Origin of the sequence: Rahnella sp. GSA61A (genome assembly GCF_019969905.1) — a bacterium.
Lineage (GTDB): Bacteria > Pseudomonadota > Gammaproteobacteria > Enterobacterales > Enterobacteriaceae > Rahnella > Rahnella aceris.
The window spans coordinates 19446-35398 of sequence record NZ_JAHXYO010000013.1 but is presented as its reverse complement, the minus strand read 5'-3'; the positions used below and the strand labels follow the sequence as shown (position 1 = coordinate 35398).

The 15953-nt window shown below is 54.9% G+C and carries 15 protein-coding genes; 4 read left to right on the top strand and 11 right to left on the bottom strand.

Going from position 1 to position 15953, the window contains the following annotated elements; all coding sequences use genetic code 11:
- Window positions 1–52: 52 nt before the first annotated feature.
- Window positions 53–844, bottom strand: a complete 792-nt coding sequence (locus LC431_RS16680) for a helix-turn-helix domain-containing protein (RefSeq protein ID WP_037036224.1) — start codon at window positions 842–844, stop codon at window positions 53–55.
- A gap of 128 nt (window positions 845–972) precedes the next feature.
- Here LC431_RS16680 and LC431_RS16675 point away from each other — a divergent pair, with 128 nt between their 5' ends.
- Together LC431_RS16675 and flk are read left to right on the top strand one after the other, a co-directional pair.
- On the top strand, window positions 973–1869 hold the full coding sequence (locus LC431_RS16675; RefSeq protein ID WP_134705595.1) for a DMT family transporter: 897 nt from the start codon (window positions 973–975) through the stop codon (window positions 1867–1869).
- 254 nt (window positions 1870–2123) lie between these two features.
- Window positions 2124–3173 (top strand): flagella biosynthesis regulator Flk, encoded by a 1050-nt coding sequence (gene flk, locus LC431_RS16670; RefSeq protein ID WP_112151216.1) that lies wholly within the window; start codon window positions 2124–2126, stop codon window positions 3171–3173.
- An 18-nt stretch (window positions 3174–3191) separates the two neighbouring features.
- On the opposite strand, the gene LC431_RS16665 is transcribed toward flk, so the two are convergent.
- On the bottom strand, window positions 3192–3644 hold the full coding sequence (locus LC431_RS16665; protein ID WP_013574550.1) for a rhodanese-like domain-containing protein: 453 nt from the start codon (window positions 3642–3644) through the stop codon (window positions 3192–3194).
- Between the two features lie 100 nt (window positions 3645–3744).
- Here LC431_RS16665 and LC431_RS16660 point away from each other — a divergent pair, with 100 nt between their 5' ends.
- A complete protein-coding gene (locus tag LC431_RS16660; RefSeq protein ID WP_223510106.1) occupies window positions 3745–5232 on the top strand; it encodes a PLP-dependent aminotransferase family protein in 1488 nt (495 codons plus the stop codon).
- On the opposite strand, the gene LC431_RS16655 is transcribed toward LC431_RS16660, so the two are convergent.
- The 4 genes from LC431_RS16655 to fabB form a co-directional block, all read right to left on the bottom strand.
- Window positions 5225–6352 (bottom strand): SLC13 family permease, encoded by a 1128-nt coding sequence (locus tag LC431_RS16655; RefSeq protein WP_121019548.1) that lies wholly within the window; start codon window positions 6350–6352, stop codon window positions 5225–5227. The two genes, LC431_RS16660 and LC431_RS16655, sit on opposite strands and share 8 nt — an antisense overlap.
- Before the next feature lie 16 nt (window positions 6353–6368).
- Entirely contained in the window at window positions 6369–7841 is a 1473-nt protein-coding gene (locus tag LC431_RS16650) for a PepSY domain-containing protein (protein ID WP_223510105.1), read from the bottom strand.
- Window positions 7842–7926: 85 nt separating this feature from the next.
- Complete coding sequence (locus LC431_RS16645; protein WP_112151220.1) at window positions 7927–8412, bottom strand: DUF2946 domain-containing protein; 486 nt, start codon at window positions 8410–8412, stop codon at window positions 7927–7929.
- A gap of 231 nt (window positions 8413–8643) precedes the next feature.
- A complete protein-coding gene (gene fabB / locus LC431_RS16640) occupies window positions 8644–9864 on the bottom strand; it encodes a beta-ketoacyl-ACP synthase I (RefSeq protein ID WP_013574545.1) in 1221 nt (406 codons plus the stop codon).
- 169 nt (window positions 9865–10033) lie between these two features.
- Here fabB and mnmC point away from each other — a divergent pair, with 169 nt between their 5' ends.
- The gene (mnmC, locus tag LC431_RS16635) at window positions 10034–12064 is read left to right on the top strand and encodes a bifunctional tRNA (5-methylaminomethyl-2-thiouridine)(34)-methyltransferase MnmD/FAD-dependent 5-carboxymethylaminomethyl-2-thiouridine(34) oxidoreductase MnmC (RefSeq protein ID WP_223510104.1); all 2031 of its coding nucleotides are present in this window, start codon (window positions 10034–10036) and stop codon (window positions 12062–12064) included.
- Between the two features lie 73 nt (window positions 12065–12137).
- On the opposite strand, the gene LC431_RS16630 is transcribed toward mnmC, so the two are convergent.
- From LC431_RS16630 to aroC, 5 genes are all read right to left on the bottom strand, one after another.
- Window positions 12138–12416, bottom strand: coding sequence for a YfcL family protein (locus LC431_RS16630; RefSeq protein WP_013574543.1), 279 nt, complete (start codon window positions 12414–12416; stop codon window positions 12138–12140).
- Window positions 12417–12440: 24 nt separating this feature from the next.
- Window positions 12441–12998: an elongation factor P hydroxylase gene (locus tag LC431_RS16625; protein ID WP_223510103.1), complete on the bottom strand. Its 558-nt coding sequence runs from the start codon at window positions 12996–12998 to the stop codon at window positions 12441–12443.
- A gap of 102 nt (window positions 12999–13100) precedes the next feature.
- The gene (locus tag LC431_RS16620; protein ID WP_013574541.1) at window positions 13101–13901 is read right to left on the bottom strand and encodes a sulfite exporter TauE/SafE family protein; all 801 of its coding nucleotides are present in this window, start codon (window positions 13899–13901) and stop codon (window positions 13101–13103) included.
- Window positions 13902–13946: 45 nt separating this feature from the next.
- Window positions 13947–14798, bottom strand: a complete 852-nt coding sequence (mepA, locus tag LC431_RS16615) for a penicillin-insensitive murein endopeptidase (protein WP_013574540.1) — start codon at window positions 14796–14798, stop codon at window positions 13947–13949.
- Window positions 14799–14806: 8 nt separating this feature from the next.
- Window positions 14807–15892: a chorismate synthase gene (gene aroC, locus LC431_RS16610; protein ID WP_013574539.1), complete on the bottom strand. Its 1086-nt coding sequence runs from the start codon at window positions 15890–15892 to the stop codon at window positions 14807–14809.
- Between the last annotated feature and the right edge of the window lie 61 nt (window positions 15893–15953).

Sequence of the window (15953 nt, the reverse complement as noted above, 5' to 3'; positions counted from 1 at the left end):
GCATTGATTTTGCCACGATACCGGGCCAGATCCCAACTTTCAGGGCACAGGTTTACCTGTCGTTACGAAAACGCTGCGGCGTGGTGCCGGAAACCTGCTGGAACATGGCGATAAATGCCGAAGACGAGCTGTAGCCCAGATCAAGCGCGACTTCCTGCACCGTTTTCCCCTGCTCCAGCAATGAGACCGAATGCAGGAAACGCAACCGCTGACGCCATTGGGCAAAACTCATCCCCAGTTCCTGCTGGCAACGCCGCGACAATGTTCGTTCGGTGGTATACACCTGCTTCGCCCATTGCGCCAGCGACGTATTATCCGCCGGGTTTTTCTCCAGTGCGCTCAGAACGGGGGCCAGTAATTTATTTTCCGATGTGGGTAAATAAGTGTTCTGACGGGGTGCCAGACTGATTTGATCCAGTAAAACGCGGCACATACGCAGATCCGTTTCACTCTGCGGCTCGGTCATATTCCGTGAGAAACAGTCATCAGCAATGGCGTTAAAAATGGCCGTCGGCGTCAGCAGGCAAGGCCCGGCGGGCAGATGGGTATCCAGCTCAGGCGCGATATCAATGACGCAAAAACGCGTGGTTTTACGGTTATAGCTTGAATGCTCAACCCCTGCGGGCACCCAGATAGCGAATTCACGCGGGGCCAGATAACGCTGTCCCGCCACGCGCATGGCAAGAACGCCGGATTTCACGCAGATAATCTGGCTCCACGGATGTGAATGCTCAACATACTCAGAATTCCCCTCCACAATTTCCCCGCGAAAAAGCAGGGTCACCGGCATCTTTTCCGGTAACGGCGGGTAATATCGGGGCAAAGAACTACGGGGCGCGGGCATAAATACCTTTTGTCTGTGAGCAACACGAGGATTGTCTGAATTACGCGATCAGTTGTCTGATTATCGTTATATATAACAAATAAGACAACCGTACACTGACGTGACGATTTACTCAGGAATAATATTCAATGAATGTGCTCTTTCCCCTGCTCGCCGTCCTGATCTGGTCGCTGAATGCTGTTGTCAGCAAAGCCTCGGCCAGCGCGATTGATCCTGCCGCCATTTCGTTCTACCGCTGGCTTCTGGCATTGCTGACGCTAACGCCTTTCGTTCTGCCCGGCATGCTGCGCAACCTTCAGGTGGTGAAACAATACGGGTGGAAACTGCTGATCCTCGGCCTGTTGGGCATGGTGCTGTATCAGAGTCTGGCTTACTACGCCGCACACAGCGTCAGCGCACTGTTTATGGGTATCCTGAATTCACTCATCCCGCTGCTGACCGTGCTGATTGGCCTGTTTGTGCTCAGTGTGGTCCCGACAGTAGGTGTGGCGCTGGGCAGTATTATTTCCCTCGGCGGTTTAGTCTGGCTGGTCAGTGCCGGGGATCCGGCGCAGTTGCTGCAACACGGCATCGGCACGGGCGAACTGATGATGTTTGCGGCTTCGGCCTCCTACGCGCTGTATGGCGTGCTCACCAAACGCTGGGCGATCCCGCTGCCGAACTGGCAGTCGTTGTATGTGCAGATCATTTTCGGCGTTTTATTGTTGCTGCCCAACTTCCTGCTCGCGAAGGATGTCAGCCTGACGGCACATAATATTCCGCTGGTGCTTTTCGCCGGGATCCCGGCGTCAATCATTGCGCCGTTTTTGTGGATCCAGGGTGTGATCCGTTTGGGTGCCAATAAAGCGTCGATTTTCATGAATCTGTCGCCGATTTTCACTGCGGTCATCGCCGTACTGTTTCTGCACGAACAGTTGCACAGCTACCATCTGATTGGCGGAGGTATCACGCTTGCCGGGGTCATTCTGGCACAGCGTTTGCGAAAGCCGCTGTTCACCCGTAGCGCGTCCGCGGAACAAAAATAAATTCTCTCAATCGTATGCCATCCTCACTGAAGAGGGTGGTGCCTTCCCTCCACTTTCTGCTTTCGTGCCCCGCCAGACGTTTTTAGCGGCTGTTTTAGGAAACAATATCCTGAAGAATCTTTCTCAGCCTGCTATTCACTGTGTCGATTAAAACACTTTGCAGGTATGATGAGGCGCTTCCGCGCTCTGCGCCGTGCTTTTTACTTATCATTGAGTTTAAGCGACGTTTTAAATTTCCAGCGAAGGACGGTGATATGCAACCTTTGAGCGGCCCGGGCATGCCGGTTGGCGACAACAGAACACAACCCCAGGGTCAGACCGTTCCGGCTAAAGCAGGTACTGAGCTGCCATTAACGCCGGTACAGCGCACCACGCTGGAAAAACTGATCGTCAAACTGATGGCACTGACGCCAATCAAATCTGCTGAGATCTGGGCCAATTTGCGCCACGATCTTGCGTTGCCTCACGGTGCAGAAATCACCTCGCAGCAATTCCCGCAGGCCGAAGCGCTGTTGCAGGGAAAACTCTCGCAGGCGCAGGACAGCCATGCCTCGCGCCAGCTGATGCTGCAACTGACTGAGCTGCTGCCACAGGGTAATAACCGGCAGGCGGTGAGCGATTTTATCCGCCAGAATTTCGGTCATACCGTGCTGAGTCAGCTGACGCATCCGCAGTTGCAACAGGTGCTGGATCTGATCCAGACCCGTCAGATGAATATCCCGCAGCCCCAGCAGACGCCGGTCACCGATCGTCCGTTGCTGCCTGCCGAACACAACAGCCTGCAACAGCTTGTCACCCGCCTCAGTGCAGCCACTGGCGAAGCCCCGGTGAAAGTCTGGCAGGAACTGTTTACGCTGGTTGGCGTGAAAGTGGGCGAACCTATACCGGCGAAGCATTTTCAGGTGCTCAGCCAGTTTATGCAGGTGAAAGCGTCACTGAGCCAGCAGACCACCGCACCAACGCTGACCACATTGCTGAGCGTGCTCAAGCAACCGGCCAGCACCCATGAAATTCATCAGCTAACGGAATACGCCGAAAACCGTTTCACTGCGACGCTTTCCACGCCGCTGACGCAGGTTCAGGTCAGTGATCTGATTGGTGTGCTGTTCAGCCAGCGGGTTGACCGTTCTCCACGCGCCGATGATACAGACGATACATTCACCACCGTGACACGGACCGATCCTCAACCGATCATGAATCCGTTTATCGCGATGTTGCCGCCGTCCATGCAGGCGATGGGCGGCAAGCCGCTGTTGTTTATCGCGTTCGTGGTGGTCGTACTGCTGTTGTGGTTGCTGTTTTAATCCTGCAATAACGCCTTATCAACAACCGCAATCTGGCGGCATTTGTTCCCGTGAGTACTGTCCGCGTTCTTCACCTGGCGTAACCGGGTGCTGATCGCGGATCCAGAAATCCAGCCCGCCAATCATTTCCTTTACCCTGAATCCAAGTTTCGCCAGTTTATACGCGCCCTGCGTTGAACCGTTGCAGCCGATTCCGTCGCAATACGTCACGTACACCACGTCTTTGCTAAGTTCGCGGGTGCTTTCTGCTGTCATCAGTTTATGCGGAAAACTGACCGCGCCCGGCACATGGCCGCGTGCATAATGTTCAGCAGAACGGGTATCAATAACCACAATTGCGCTCACACCGTTTTGTAAATCCGCCGCGACATCGGCGGCATCAGTATAAAAACTCAGTTTCGACAACAAATACGCAGCACTGATTTCAGGTGACGGTGGTGCGAATCCCAAAACATAAGACTCTTGTTGCATAAACGCTTCCTCATTAAGTGATATGGCTGAAAACAGTTCCATCATCGCTGTTTTTGGTCTTATGATTAATGCCAATTTCAAGCCGATGATAAGACCCATTATGCCAGCACTGTCTCAGCCCTCTGCACTGATTACGCTTTTCGAAAACACAGCGACCAACGGTTCAGGCGCTGCGGCAGGTTTGCGTGACCGGCTGTGTGCTGCGTTGCGGCAGGCCATCAATTCCGGCGCGCTGGCTGGCGGAGAACGCTTGCCCTCTTCCCGCATTCTGGCCTGTGATCTGAAACTCTCACGGGTGACCGTGGAAGCCGCCTACGCGCAGGCAGAAGCGGAGGGTTATCTTCAGCGCCATACCGGCAAAGGCACCTTTGTCAGCCAGTCACTGCCCCGCGCCCCGTCCTCCCGAAACAGTAAAGTCATCCCACCGGGATTGGCGGGATTGTCAGCGCGCGGAGAGAAAATTGTCGCGACCGGCGGTTGTCGTGATCCGCAATCGCCCGTCGCCTTTGCAGCCGGTTCGCCTGATCTGCGCGCCTTCCCGCTGAAAATCTGGAAGCAAATCACCGCCAGACAACTGCGGACCCAGGGCGAACGTCTGCTGGGATATGGCGACCCGCAAGGGTATTTGCCTTTGCGCGAGGTGCTGGCCAGCTATCTTCAACAGTCACGCGGGGTCATTTGCAGCGCTGAACACATCCTGATCACCACCAGTTCTCAGCAGGCATTACAACTGCTGGCGATGCTGCTGATTGATCCGGCGGATAGGGTTTGGGTTGAGCAGCCGGGATATCCGGGCGCCCGCAACGCGTTTGCCAGTGCCGGAGCCGACATTTGCGCCATTGCGGTGGATGAGCAGGGAATGGCGCCGGGAGCTGATTCACCCGTGCCACGCCTTATGTACCTGACACCATCACACCATTACCCGACCGGTGTCAGCCTGAGTTTGTCACGCCGTTTACACCTGCTCGAATACGCGAAACGTCACAACAGCTGGATCATCGAAGATGATTATGACAGCGAACTGCATTACGACGGGCGGCCGCTTCCGGCCATGCAGGGGCTGGATAAACATCAGCGGGTTCTTTATGTGGGGACGTTCTCGAAAGTTTTATTTCCGTCTTTGCGGCTGGCCTATGCCGTATTACCGCCTGCGCTGGTGGCGCCAATGGTGATGATGCGCACCGTGAATGACGGCCATTCTTCGCAACTGATGCAGGCCGTCACGGCGGAATTTATGCAGGCCGGGCATTTCGCTTCACATCTGCGCTTGTCACGTCAGCTTTACCATAGCCGCCGTGATCATCTGCTGGCGCAAATTAAGCAAAAGATTGAATGGCTGACACCTCAGGTGGCAGCCGGAGGGCTACAGCTCGCTGCCCGTCTGCCTGCCGGGCAGGAACCGCATTTCAGCGCCCTTGCCGCACAGGCTGGCGTTGAGACGCCACGGCTTTCACCTTTGTTTACCGCCAGCGCCGGTGTAATGACACAACATCAGGACGGCTGGCTGCTGGGGTTTTCAGCATTAACCCCCGCTGAAATCACCGCCGCCGTGAACCGTCTGGCTTCGCTGCAGGTGCCTGTCATTTAACAAACAGCGTCAGCAATAGCCAGCCCGTGATGCCGCTGAACAGCAGGAACGGGAAAGAGTAATAGTGAAACCGCAGCCAGATCTTTTTGTCATTCGCCATGCGTAACGCTATGAGATTGGCCAGTGAGCCTATCGCCAGCCCGAAACCGCCGGCATTGACGGCATAAGCCAGCAGCGGCCCGGAAGGTAAATAGTTGATCATCAGGATCGTCGCAGGCACATTGCTGATCACCTGAGAAAGCCCGATGCTCAGCAGATAATGTCCGTAATCTGGCAAGCTATGAATGTGGGTAAACGCAGGCTGCAGGGCATTCAACCCGACCAGTAAACGCACATCGATAAACATCACGATAAACACCAGGATCAGCGGCCAGTCGATACGCAGCAGAACATTCCGCGCCAGCAATAAAAAGCACAGGATCACCGCCAGCAACCCATACAACGCCAGCCCCAGATCGACACAGGCAATAAACACCACGTAAAGGACGACGCAGCTTACCAGCAGACGCTTGCGGAAAGGGTATCCCTGATTGTTCTCAATCTTTTTCAGGCTATGCGACGGAAAACAAAACCAGGTCACCAGCAATAATGCAGCCAGGGTTATCAGCGCCAGCGGTGTCATCTGCCCGATAAAATGCAGGAACGACTGACCGGATTTATTCCATAGCAGGATATTTTGCGGATTACCGATCGGCGTAAGCAGCGAACCGGCATTCACCGCCAGCGCTTCAAATATAATCAGCCGCGTCACCGGCAACGACGTCAGTTTCTTCAGCGTGATCGTCAGCGGAATCACGATGAACAGTGCGACGTCATTGGTCATAAACGTGGACAGCAGCGCCGCCGCAGTGACCAGAAACAGCGCCAGCCGCCGCTCATTGTCGATGGCGTTAATCATCTTACGGCCAACAAAATCAAAATAACCGCTGACCTCAACGCCCTTGGTCAGCATCAGCAAACCCAGCAAAGTGACGATCGTGTCCCAGTCCACAAACTGCGGGAACCGGCTGATTTTCTCCGGCTGGAACAGGGTCAGAATGACGCCAAGCAGGATTAACAGATGCAAAAATCTGTCACGTAAAAAAGGCTTCAATACAGAGCCAGATGCCGCCATCAACATGTTTTTTCTTCTCTGATCAGAATGCGCTGACGTTACCCGAAGAATTTCGCCGCTGCCAGCGGATAACATCGATCAGCATAAAAATAAGTAAACTCGCGCCCATTACTGGCAATGAAATTGCCAGACCGAGCGTGATCACCAAAATCGGGCATTGCAGGCTGAACGGCACCGACGTCCAGGTTTGTAGCAGAGTAACAACCGGATGACTACCGTCATTGCTGACAGTTCTGCGCAGCCACCACAGGCGATATCCCCAGGCAATCATCACGCAAAGTCCGACACCAAAAATCACCAGGATGGCCTGATTCCAGACGCCGAACAGAATCCCCATATGTGCATCCACGCCCCAGCGGGTGAGTTTGGCGAGCAACGGGAAATCAGCAAAACGCACGTAATCGACAATCTGCATGGAACGGGGATCGACGGACACCGCATCCACCTGCGTCGGCCAGCGGCGATCAACTTCCGTCACCGTCCAGGCTTTCTCCGCACTATACGTCGGACGGATTTCAATCTTGTTCGCCGCAATGCCAGACTCACGCGCCGCCTGTACCACTGCATCAAAAGTCTGTGCAGAAACAGCGACGGCTTGCGGCACAGCAGGCATTTTATGCGCAGACATATCCATACCCGGCATATCAGGCATGTCTGCCATCTGCGCATGATGTTCCGCATGTTCATCCGCAGGTGCGGCGGCCGCCTGCGGATCCAGACTGGTTTTCACGGCAGGCGTCATCCAGCCCATATACGCGCGCAGCACACCGATATTGTCACCCGCCCATTGCGACCACGTCAGGCCGGTGGCGGAGAAGAACAGTAAGCCAGCCAGTAAACACAGGCCGAGCGTGCTGTGCCAGCGGCGGCTGTGCTGCTGTTTTTCCGCTTTCCCGCTGACCTTACGCAACTGGCGGGGTTGACGGCGGCCAGTGAACCAGAGCACGACGCCGCCCAATGCCGCTACCCACAACCAGGAGGCGGCAAGTTCGCTGTAAATACGCCCCGCATCACCGAGTAGTAAGCCGCGATGTAAATCATCCAGCCAGGTGCGGAACGGCAAAATGCCGCTGGTGCCGTACACCGTCATGTCCCCTTTCACCGCCAGCGTCACCGGATCGATGAAAATCGCCCGGCTTTTGGAGGCGCCCAGTTGCGGATCAGAAAACATGACCCGGGTGGTCTCACCGGCAGAAGGTGCCGGTCTGACCGCATAAATCTGTTTATCCTGACCGGTTACGTTTAGCGCCGCATCAATCTGTCGGGAAAGCGGCTGCGGTTCACCGTGTGAGGAGGTGAAGAGCGCATCAGAATAGAGATAATTTTCGAACTGAGGGGTCAGCACATACAACGTACCGGTGAGTGCAGCGACAAAAATAAACGGTCCGACGAACAGGCCAATGTAAAAATGCACACGGCGCAGCAACGCCAGAAAGGCCGCTTGTGCAGGCATTTTTTTTCCCGCGCTGGCAGGCAGGTTTGCAGGTTGATTCATAAATCTGATTTCCTGAATTTCAAATAGCACGCCGTCAACAGCGATAACAATCGCAGTTAACTTGAAAAAATTGATTCAGAGGCAGTTACAGAAAAACAGGCGGTGCGCGGGGTTGGGAATCCGTGAAAAACAGCGAAGGGATAAGACGTTGTATAACAGCGCGCGGAGGGGCACGGCTGGAAAAATCCAGCGACCACAGCATCGGCATGGCCTGTAAATCGAGCATCGGTAAATGCACCAGCAGCACGCAATAACCGCAGGCAGCATCGCTCATTTCACCGGAAAGCATAGCTTTCACCGCATCCTGCGGCGCTGATTTACAGGCTTGCTTCTGACAATGTTCCATCGATGATGCGTGATGACCTGACATATTCATGTCAGCCATATCTGCATCCGGCATATCCATGTCCATATCGGACATCACCATGCCGGACATCATCATATGCTGCGCACCCTCAGCCACCAGCGATTTAGAAATCACCGGCGCAATAAACAACATCAGGATCGCCACTATCCCGAGCCAGGCCGGAACATGCAGATGTCGATGATGGATGTGTCTGAGTGAGAGCATTATGTCAACAAGGTGAAAATAAGAAGCGGCGAAATTGTACCTGAATTGTTGATAAACATATCCAAAATCATTCGAGTTGCATCAAGGCGGCGAGAGAATGAATCCTCAGGAGCTTACAAAAGTAAGTGACTGAGGTGAATGAACGAAGCCAACGCAGAGGCGGCCCGAAGGATGATGGATGTAAAAAAGCCCGCTCGGAAGCAGGCTTTTATTGACTAACTTAGCGACAGATTATTTGTCGTTTTTCAGCTTACGCATGACCAGCGTGGCATTGGTGCCACCGAAGCCGAAGCTGTTGGACATCACAGTCGTCAGCTCGCGCTGAGTGGGTTTAGTGATGATGTCCATGCCTTCGGCCTGCTCATCGAGATTCTCGATGTTGATGCTTGGCGCGATGAAGCCGTATTCAGCCATCAGCAAGGTATAGATCGCTTCCTGAACGCCTGCGGCACCCAGCGAGTGACCGGTCATGGCTTTGGTAGAAGACAGTGCCGGGGTTTTATCGCCGAACACTTCACGGATAGCGCCCAGTTCTTTCACGTCGCCGACAGGGGTAGAAGTCCCGTGCACGTTCACGTAGTCGATTGGGGTATCCACGCCGTTCATTGCCATTTTCATGCAACGCACTGCGCCTTCACCAGATGGAGCCACCATATCTGCACCGTCAGACGTTGCGCCGTAGCCAACGATTTCTGCGTAAATGTGTGCGCCACGTGCCAGAGCGTGTTCCAGCTCTTCGACAACAACCATACCGCCGCCGCCTGCGATAACGAAACCGTCACGCGCTTTGTCGTAGGTACGGGAAGCTTTGTCCGGTGTTTCGTTGTAGCTGGTGGACAGTGCGCCCATCGCGTCGAATTCGCACGCCATTTCCCAGCACAGCTCTTCACCGCCACCGGCAAACACCACGTCCTGTTTGCCCAGCTGAATCATTTCTACCGCGTTACCGATGCAGTGTGCAGAGGTGGCGCAGGCAGAACTGATGGAATAGTTAACACCACGAATTTTGAATGGGGTCGCAAGGCAGGCTGACACGCCGGAAGCCATCGCTTTGGTCACCATGTAAGGGCCAACGCCGCGCAGGCCTTTGGCACGCATACCGTCGGAGCCCGCAACCTGATTGCGCGGAGAACCGCCGCCGGAACCTGCAATCAGGCCGGTACGTTCGTTGGAAACCATTTCAGGGGTCAGACCAGAGTCTTCAATCGCCTGTTGCATGGAAAGGTAAGCGTAGATCGAGGCATCACTCATGAAACGCACAATCTTACGATCGATGAGGCCTGCGGTGTCTAATTTGACATCACCCCAGACGTGACTACGCATCCCGGCATCTTTCAGCTCTTGCGAGAAGGTGATCCCAGAGCGACCTTCCTGCAGAGATGCAAGAACTTCCTGCTTGTTGTTACCGATGCTCGAGATGATACCCAGGCCAGTAATCACTGCACGTTTCATTTAATACCTCTTGTACTATTCACCATTTGGGATTTCGTCACGCACTCTAGCGTACAGTTGTACGCCGAACAAGTCCGATCAGCAATTCCTTGTGTAAATCGTGGTAAATTTGCGCGGGTGCAAACGCAGCGTTAAACTCCGGCATCGCCTTGAACTGAGAGAGTTTCACGTGAGCCATAACCCGATCACACCCGCTGAATTAAGCTGGAACGAACAGGGTACACCTGTTTCCCGACATTTTGATGACGTCTATTTTTCCAATCAGAACGGCCTGCTGGAAACGCGTCATGTTTTTCTCAATGGCAATCATTTTCCGGCGCGTTTTGCCGCTCACCCCCGCCAGTTGTGCATCATCGCCGAGACCGGTTTTGGCACCGGACTGAACTTTCTGTCGCTGTGGCAAGCCTTCGATGCGTTCCGCGAGGCGCACCCCGACGCTGTGCTGCAACGCCTGCATTTCATCAGCTACGAAAAATTCCCGCTGTCTGCCCGTGATCTCGCGACTGCGCACACGCAGTGGCCCGAACTCGCTGCGTATTCCGCACAGCTTTGCGAACAATGGCCGATGCCCTTTTCCGGCTGTCACCGGCTGCTGCTGGCGGACGGGCGCATCACGCTTGATCTGTGGTTCGGCGATGTGACTACCCTGCTTCCGGCATGTGACACCAGTATGAATCAGCAGGTCGACGCCTGGTTTCTCGACGGATTTGCACCTTCCAAAAACCCGGACATGTGGACGGAGGCGTTATTCCGTTCTATGGCGAAAATGACCCGCCCGCAGGGTACATTCGCCACTTTCACCGTGGCCGGTTTTGTCCGCCGCGGATTGCAGGACGCAGGTTTTGACATCAGCAAGGTGCCGGGATTCGGCGAAAAGCGGCATATGTTAGCCGGTGTGCTGCCGGCAAAAATTGATGTACCTCATCCCGCACCGTGGTATGTGCGCCCGGCGGCGAAAAATGCCACTGAATTCGCCCTTCTCGGCGGCGGCGTCGCCAGCGCCGTATTGTCGCTGGCGTTACTTCGCCGTGGCTTTGCGGTCACGCTGTATTGCGCCGATGAAAAACCGGCGCTCGGCGCTTCAGGTAACCGCCAGGGCGCGGTTTATCCGTTGCTCAATGGCCGCGGCGACACGCTGGAAAACTTCTTTGCCCATGCCTTCACCTTCGCCCGCCGCCAGTATGCACAGCTTGAAAAGCGGGATGTGCCTTTCGATCACGGCTGGAGTGGCGTCACGCAACTGGGTTATGACGAAAAAAGTCAGGGCAAAATTGACGGCATTCTCACAGGCGGCTGGCCGGAAGCACTGGCGAAAGGGCTGAGTGAAGAAGATGTGGAAGCGTTGTGCGGATTGCCATGCGGCAGCGGCGGCGTGACGTATCCGCTCGGCGCGTGGCTGTGTCCGGCAGAACTGACGGCTTCGCTGATTGCGCTGGCCGAAACGCAGGGCTTAACGGTGCATTATCGCCAGCGCGCGACCGCATTAAATTTTGACGCAGATTCGCAGTGGGCGCTGACCTTTGCCGATGGCCATGTTGCCCGTCATCAGGCGGTAGTCCTGGCGAACGGTGCGGACATTACAGATTTCAGCCAGACCGAAAAACTGCCGGTTTACGCGGTCAGCGGTCAGGTTTCGCATATTCCGACCACACCGGCGCTGAGCAAGCTTAAACAGGTACTGTGTTACGACGGCTATATGACGCCGGTCAGCCCGCAGAATCAGCATCATTGTATTGGCGCAAGCTATCACCGCGCCGACAAATGCACGGATTACCTTGAGGAGGATCAGCAGGAAAACCGCCAGCGTTTACTCAACTGTTTGCCGGATCAGCAATGGCCGCATGACGTGGATGTGAGTGAAGGCGAAGCGCGAAACGGCGTACGTTGCGCGACACGGGATCATCTGCCGATGATCGGCTCGGTGTCAGATTACGACGCATTGCTGGAAAGCTATAAAAAACTGGATCTGGATATTCAGCGTCATCGCCCGGTTGCAGAAGCGCCGGTGTATGAAAATCTGTTTCTGTTTGGCGCGCTCGGCTCACGCGGTCTGAGTTCAGCGCCGCTGGGTGCGGAAATTCTGGCGGCGCAGATTGCCGGTGAACCGCTGCCGCTCGACAGTGACACGCTGGCGGCACTGAATCCGAACCGGATGTGGGTCAGAAAACTGCTGAAAGGCCGCCCGGTCGAATCGCATTAACCCGCCACTTTTCAGGCAATAAAAAAGCGCAGCCGGTTAATCCGTCGCTGCGCTTTTTTTTACTGAAAAGAGATTACTGAGGGAGAGATGCCTGATACAGATTTTCCCACATCCCCTGCACCAGAAGCTGATCGCGCGGCGACAGTTCACCGGCTTTGATGGCCTTGTCCAGACCGTCCTGAACACGGAGTTTCAACGCTTCGGCGGTGTGTTCACCGTTCTCTTCCGCTTCCGCCACCGCGACGGTCAGGTGGCCTCGCAGATAGCCACTGGCAAATAACTCATCGTCGCTGGCGCTTTCGACCATATCGTCGATTAGCGTTAAAATTCGCGTTTCAAATTCTGCGATCATTACTCTTCCTCTCGTGTTCAGTTCTTATTCGATCGGCTGCAATGCAGGGAAATCTGCAGGCGTCAACGGGGCCGTATTGTAAAACGATTGTAACGCTTTAATAAAGCGCGCCGGTCTTTCAGGGATACCCTGCTCCAGCATACGCAGCACTTCTTCGCGTACTTTGTTCTGGAAACCCACGCGGTCCGGCTCGCAATCGCCGCTGAGATTGTCACAGCTAACGTTGAAACGGAAACCTGCCGCCGCACAGAACAACCATTCGTAAGATTGTGGTTTGACTTCCACTTTCTCGAATTCACTTTGTGTTTGCGCATCGCGGCCATCCGGGCAATACCAGTAGCCGAAATCAACCCGTTTACGGCGTTCGGCCCCGGCCACGCACCAGTGGGAAATTTCATGCATGCCGCTGGCGTAATAACCGTGTGCGAACACAATACGGTTAAACGGTTCTTGTTCATCAGCAGGCAGATAGATCGGTTCGTCGTCGCCTTTCACTAAGCGAACGTTGAATTCCTCAAAGAAGCAGGAATCAAAAATGTCGATCAGTTGATGATAGTTATGTGTTGCAGTCGAATAAGACATAATTGCAGTGAAACTCGTTAAAGTAAGATCAGGGGCGACAATATACCCCTGTTTAAACGCGTGTTTTCATGACTTTGGGCAAGCATTCTGCTGCTCCGGACATTATAAATGCAGGCTTAACCACTGATGAATTTCGGCACCATGATTGTCGTAAATCAGCTTGCAGCTCATCACCACGGAAACGATAACCACCATCGGGCGGATCATCTTCTGCCCCTTACTGAGCACCATACGTGCGCCCAGTCGTGCGCCGATAAACTGTCCGGCGGCCATGACAAATCCCAGCACCCAGATCACTTTGCCGCCCAGTATAAAGAAGATCAGCCCGCCCAGGTTTGAGGTGAAATTCAGGACTTTCGCATGTGCCGTGGCTTTTGCCAGATTAAACCCGCATAACGTCACAAAAGCCAGTGCGTAGAAAGACCCTGCGCCGGGGCCGAAAAAGCCGTCGTAGAAACCCACGCAACCGCCGCCTACCAGTGCATACGGCAGAGCATTTAAGCGCCTTGCCCGGTCACTTTCACCCAGCCGTGGCGTCAGTAAAAAATACAAACCGATGCAGATGATCAGCAGCGGTAAAACCTGACGCAATATGTCGGCGCGCAGATGCTGGATAAGGATCGCGCCGATCACCGAACCGGTAAAGGTACAGGCAATGTTCAGCTTCTGATCGTTGAGATCCACCACGCCACGCCGCACAAAGTAAAGACTGGCAGAGAAAGATCCGCCGATCGATGACAGCTTATTGGTGGCAATGGCCTGCGCCGGTGACACACCTGCCGCCAGCAGCGCTGGCAGGCTGATCAGCCCGCCGCCACCTGCAATGGAATCAATGAAACCGGCAAACAGTGCAACGAAAAATAAAACAACCAAAACCCACGGGGCAACAATCAACCAGTCCATTTTTCTGTCAGCTCGCTATGCGTGGCGAAGGGTGAGTAAAACGTATTAAAGAACGTGTTTATCCAGCAGCGCCTGACACGAAGGCGGCAACGGAGGCGGCTCTTTTTTCACAGGGATTCCGCTGCCCGGCTTGGGTGGCAGGAACCAGCTTTGCAGCTCAGCGCCACAGCCATCACCCGGAGGCGGCGGTGCCTGATTTTCACATTCGAGGTTACCGACCGGACAACGCAGACGAACGTGCATGTGCGCGCGATGACCAAACCACGGACGCACCTTATGCAGCCATTCACGATCCGTTCCGGCATCCAGACAAAGCTGTTGTTTGATGGCCGGATTGACGAAGATCCGTACCACGTCTTTATCTTGCGCTGCCATTTTTATCAGCGTTTCGATCCGTGGCTGCCACTGAGCTGGCACAATGGATTTACCGTTGGCGCTGACCAGATCGATAGGCTGCGGCTTGAGCAACATCTGTTCGCTCCAGCGCTGACGCGGCAGTTGCAGCCAGATGTCCACATCCAGCCCGGACTGATGACTGGCGTGACCACTGCTAAAGCGCCCGCCAGCCGGCATCGCCATATCCCCGACCAGCATGGTGCCCAGCCCTTTTTGCTGAGCCTGTGTGCCCAGACGGGTGATGAACGCCAGTAAATCCGGCTGGCCGAAATAGCGACGCTGATCGGTACGCATTACCTGATAGGCCGGAGAGTTCAGCGGCAGCGGCTGTGCGCCAACCTGACAACCATTGGCATAACTGCCAATCGCTTGCGGCGTGCCGGAAATGGGCTGGGTGATTTTCTGCCACGGCGTTACGGCTATGGCAGGTGCGCAAAGTGCAAGCGCCAGAAAACTGACGCAAACAGCACGAAACGCAGGTAGCGTGCGTAAAGGATTCATCAGATAAATTACCAGCGTGGCACTGTGGAGTGGACGTCGCCGTTCTGAGCACGCTGACGCAGTAAATGATCCATCAGCACAATCGCCATCATTGCTTCGGCAATCGGCACAGCGCGGATACCGACACACGGGTCATGGCGACCTTTGGTAATCATCTCGACCTGCTCGCCTTCGCGGTTAATCGTACGGCCGGGAACGGTAATGCTGGAAGTCGGTTTCAGCGCCAGATGCGCTACGACCGGCTGGCCGCTGCTGATCCCGCCAAGAATGCCGCCAGCGTGGTTGCTTTCGAAACCCTTCGGCGTGATTTCGTCACGATTTTCGCTGCCGCGTTTTGCGACAACCGCAAAACCGTCACCAATTTCAACGCCTTTCACCGCATTAATGCTCATCAGCGCGTGCGCCAGATCGGCATCCAGACGGTCAAACACCGGTTCACCAAGACCGACCGGCACGTGATCCGCCACGACGGTGATTTTGGCACCAATCGAATCGCCTTCTTTTTTCAGCGCGCGCATCAGTTCATCCAGCGCTTCCAGCTTGCTTTCATCCGGGCAGAAGAACGGGTTGGTTTCCACCAGATCCCAGTCTTTCAGTTCGCAGGTGATATCGCCCATTTGCGACATATATCCGCGCACTTTAACACCGAATTTTTCCAGCAGATATTTCTTGGCAACCGCACCTGCGGCCACGCGCATCGCGGTTTCACGGGCAGACGAACGACCGCCGCCACGGTAATCGCGCACGCCGTATTTTTGCTCGTAGGTGTAATCGGCATGTCCCGGACGGAACACGTCTTTGATCGCGCTGTAATCCTGCGAACGCTGATCGGTATTCTGGATAATCAGACCGATGCTGGTGCCGGTGGTCACGCCTTCAAACACGCCCGAAAGAATTTTCACTTCGTCGGCTTCGCGGCGCTGCGTGGTGTAACGCGAGGTGCCCGGACGACGACGGTCGAGATCGTGTTGCAGGTCTGCTTCGGTCAGCGAAATACCCGGCGGCACGCCGTCAATAATACAGCCCAGTGCCACACCGTGGGATTCGCCAAAAGTAGTGACGCGGAAAAACTGCCCAATACTGTTCCCTGCCATCACGGCTCCTTAACCATTATGTTGATTGTTTTCTGAATGACCGGCACAACTCCGGTCATGA

Bases quoted from the DNA above. Each gene is read 5' to 3' on its own strand.
- LC431_RS16680 (WP_037036224.1), bottom strand. From the start codon at position 844: ATGCCCGCGCCCCGTAGTTCTTTGCCCCGATATTACCCGCCGTTACCG.
- LC431_RS16675 (WP_134705595.1), top strand. From the start codon at position 973: ATGAATGTGCTCTTTCCCCTGCTCGCCGTCCTGATCTGGTCGCTGAAT.
- flk (WP_112151216.1), top strand. From the start codon at position 2,124: ATGCAACCTTTGAGCGGCCCGGGCATGCCGGTTGGCGACAACAGAACA.
- LC431_RS16665 (WP_013574550.1), bottom strand. From the start codon at position 3,644: ATGCAACAAGAGTCTTATGTTTTGGGATTCGCACCACCGTCACCTGAA.
- LC431_RS16660 (WP_223510106.1), top strand. From the start codon at position 3,745: ATGCCAGCACTGTCTCAGCCCTCTGCACTGATTACGCTTTTCGAAAAC.
- LC431_RS16655 (WP_121019548.1), bottom strand. From the start codon at position 6,352: ATGTTGATGGCGGCATCTGGCTCTGTATTGAAGCCTTTTTTACGTGAC.
- LC431_RS16650 (WP_223510105.1), bottom strand. From the start codon at position 7,841: ATGAATCAACCTGCAAACCTGCCTGCCAGCGCGGGAAAAAAAATGCCT.
- LC431_RS16645 (WP_112151220.1), bottom strand. From the start codon at position 8,412: ATGCTCTCACTCAGACACATCCATCATCGACATCTGCATGTTCCGGCC.
- fabB (WP_013574545.1), bottom strand. From the start codon at position 9,864: ATGAAACGTGCAGTGATTACTGGCCTGGGTATCATCTCGAGCATCGGT.
- LC431_RS16630 (WP_013574543.1), bottom strand. From the start codon at position 12,416: ATGATCGCAGAATTTGAAACGCGAATTTTAACGCTAATCGACGATATG.
- LC431_RS16625 (WP_223510103.1), bottom strand. From the start codon at position 12,998: ATGTCTTATTCGACTGCAACACATAACTATCATCAACTGATCGACATT.
- LC431_RS16620 (WP_013574541.1), bottom strand. From the start codon at position 13,901: ATGGACTGGTTGATTGTTGCCCCGTGGGTTTTGGTTGTTTTATTTTTC.
- mepA (WP_013574540.1), bottom strand. From the start codon at position 14,798: ATGAATCCTTTACGCACGCTACCTGCGTTTCGTGCTGTTTGCGTCAGT.
- aroC (WP_013574539.1), bottom strand. From the start codon at position 15,892: ATGGCAGGGAACAGTATTGGGCAGTTTTTCCGCGTCACTACTTTTGGC.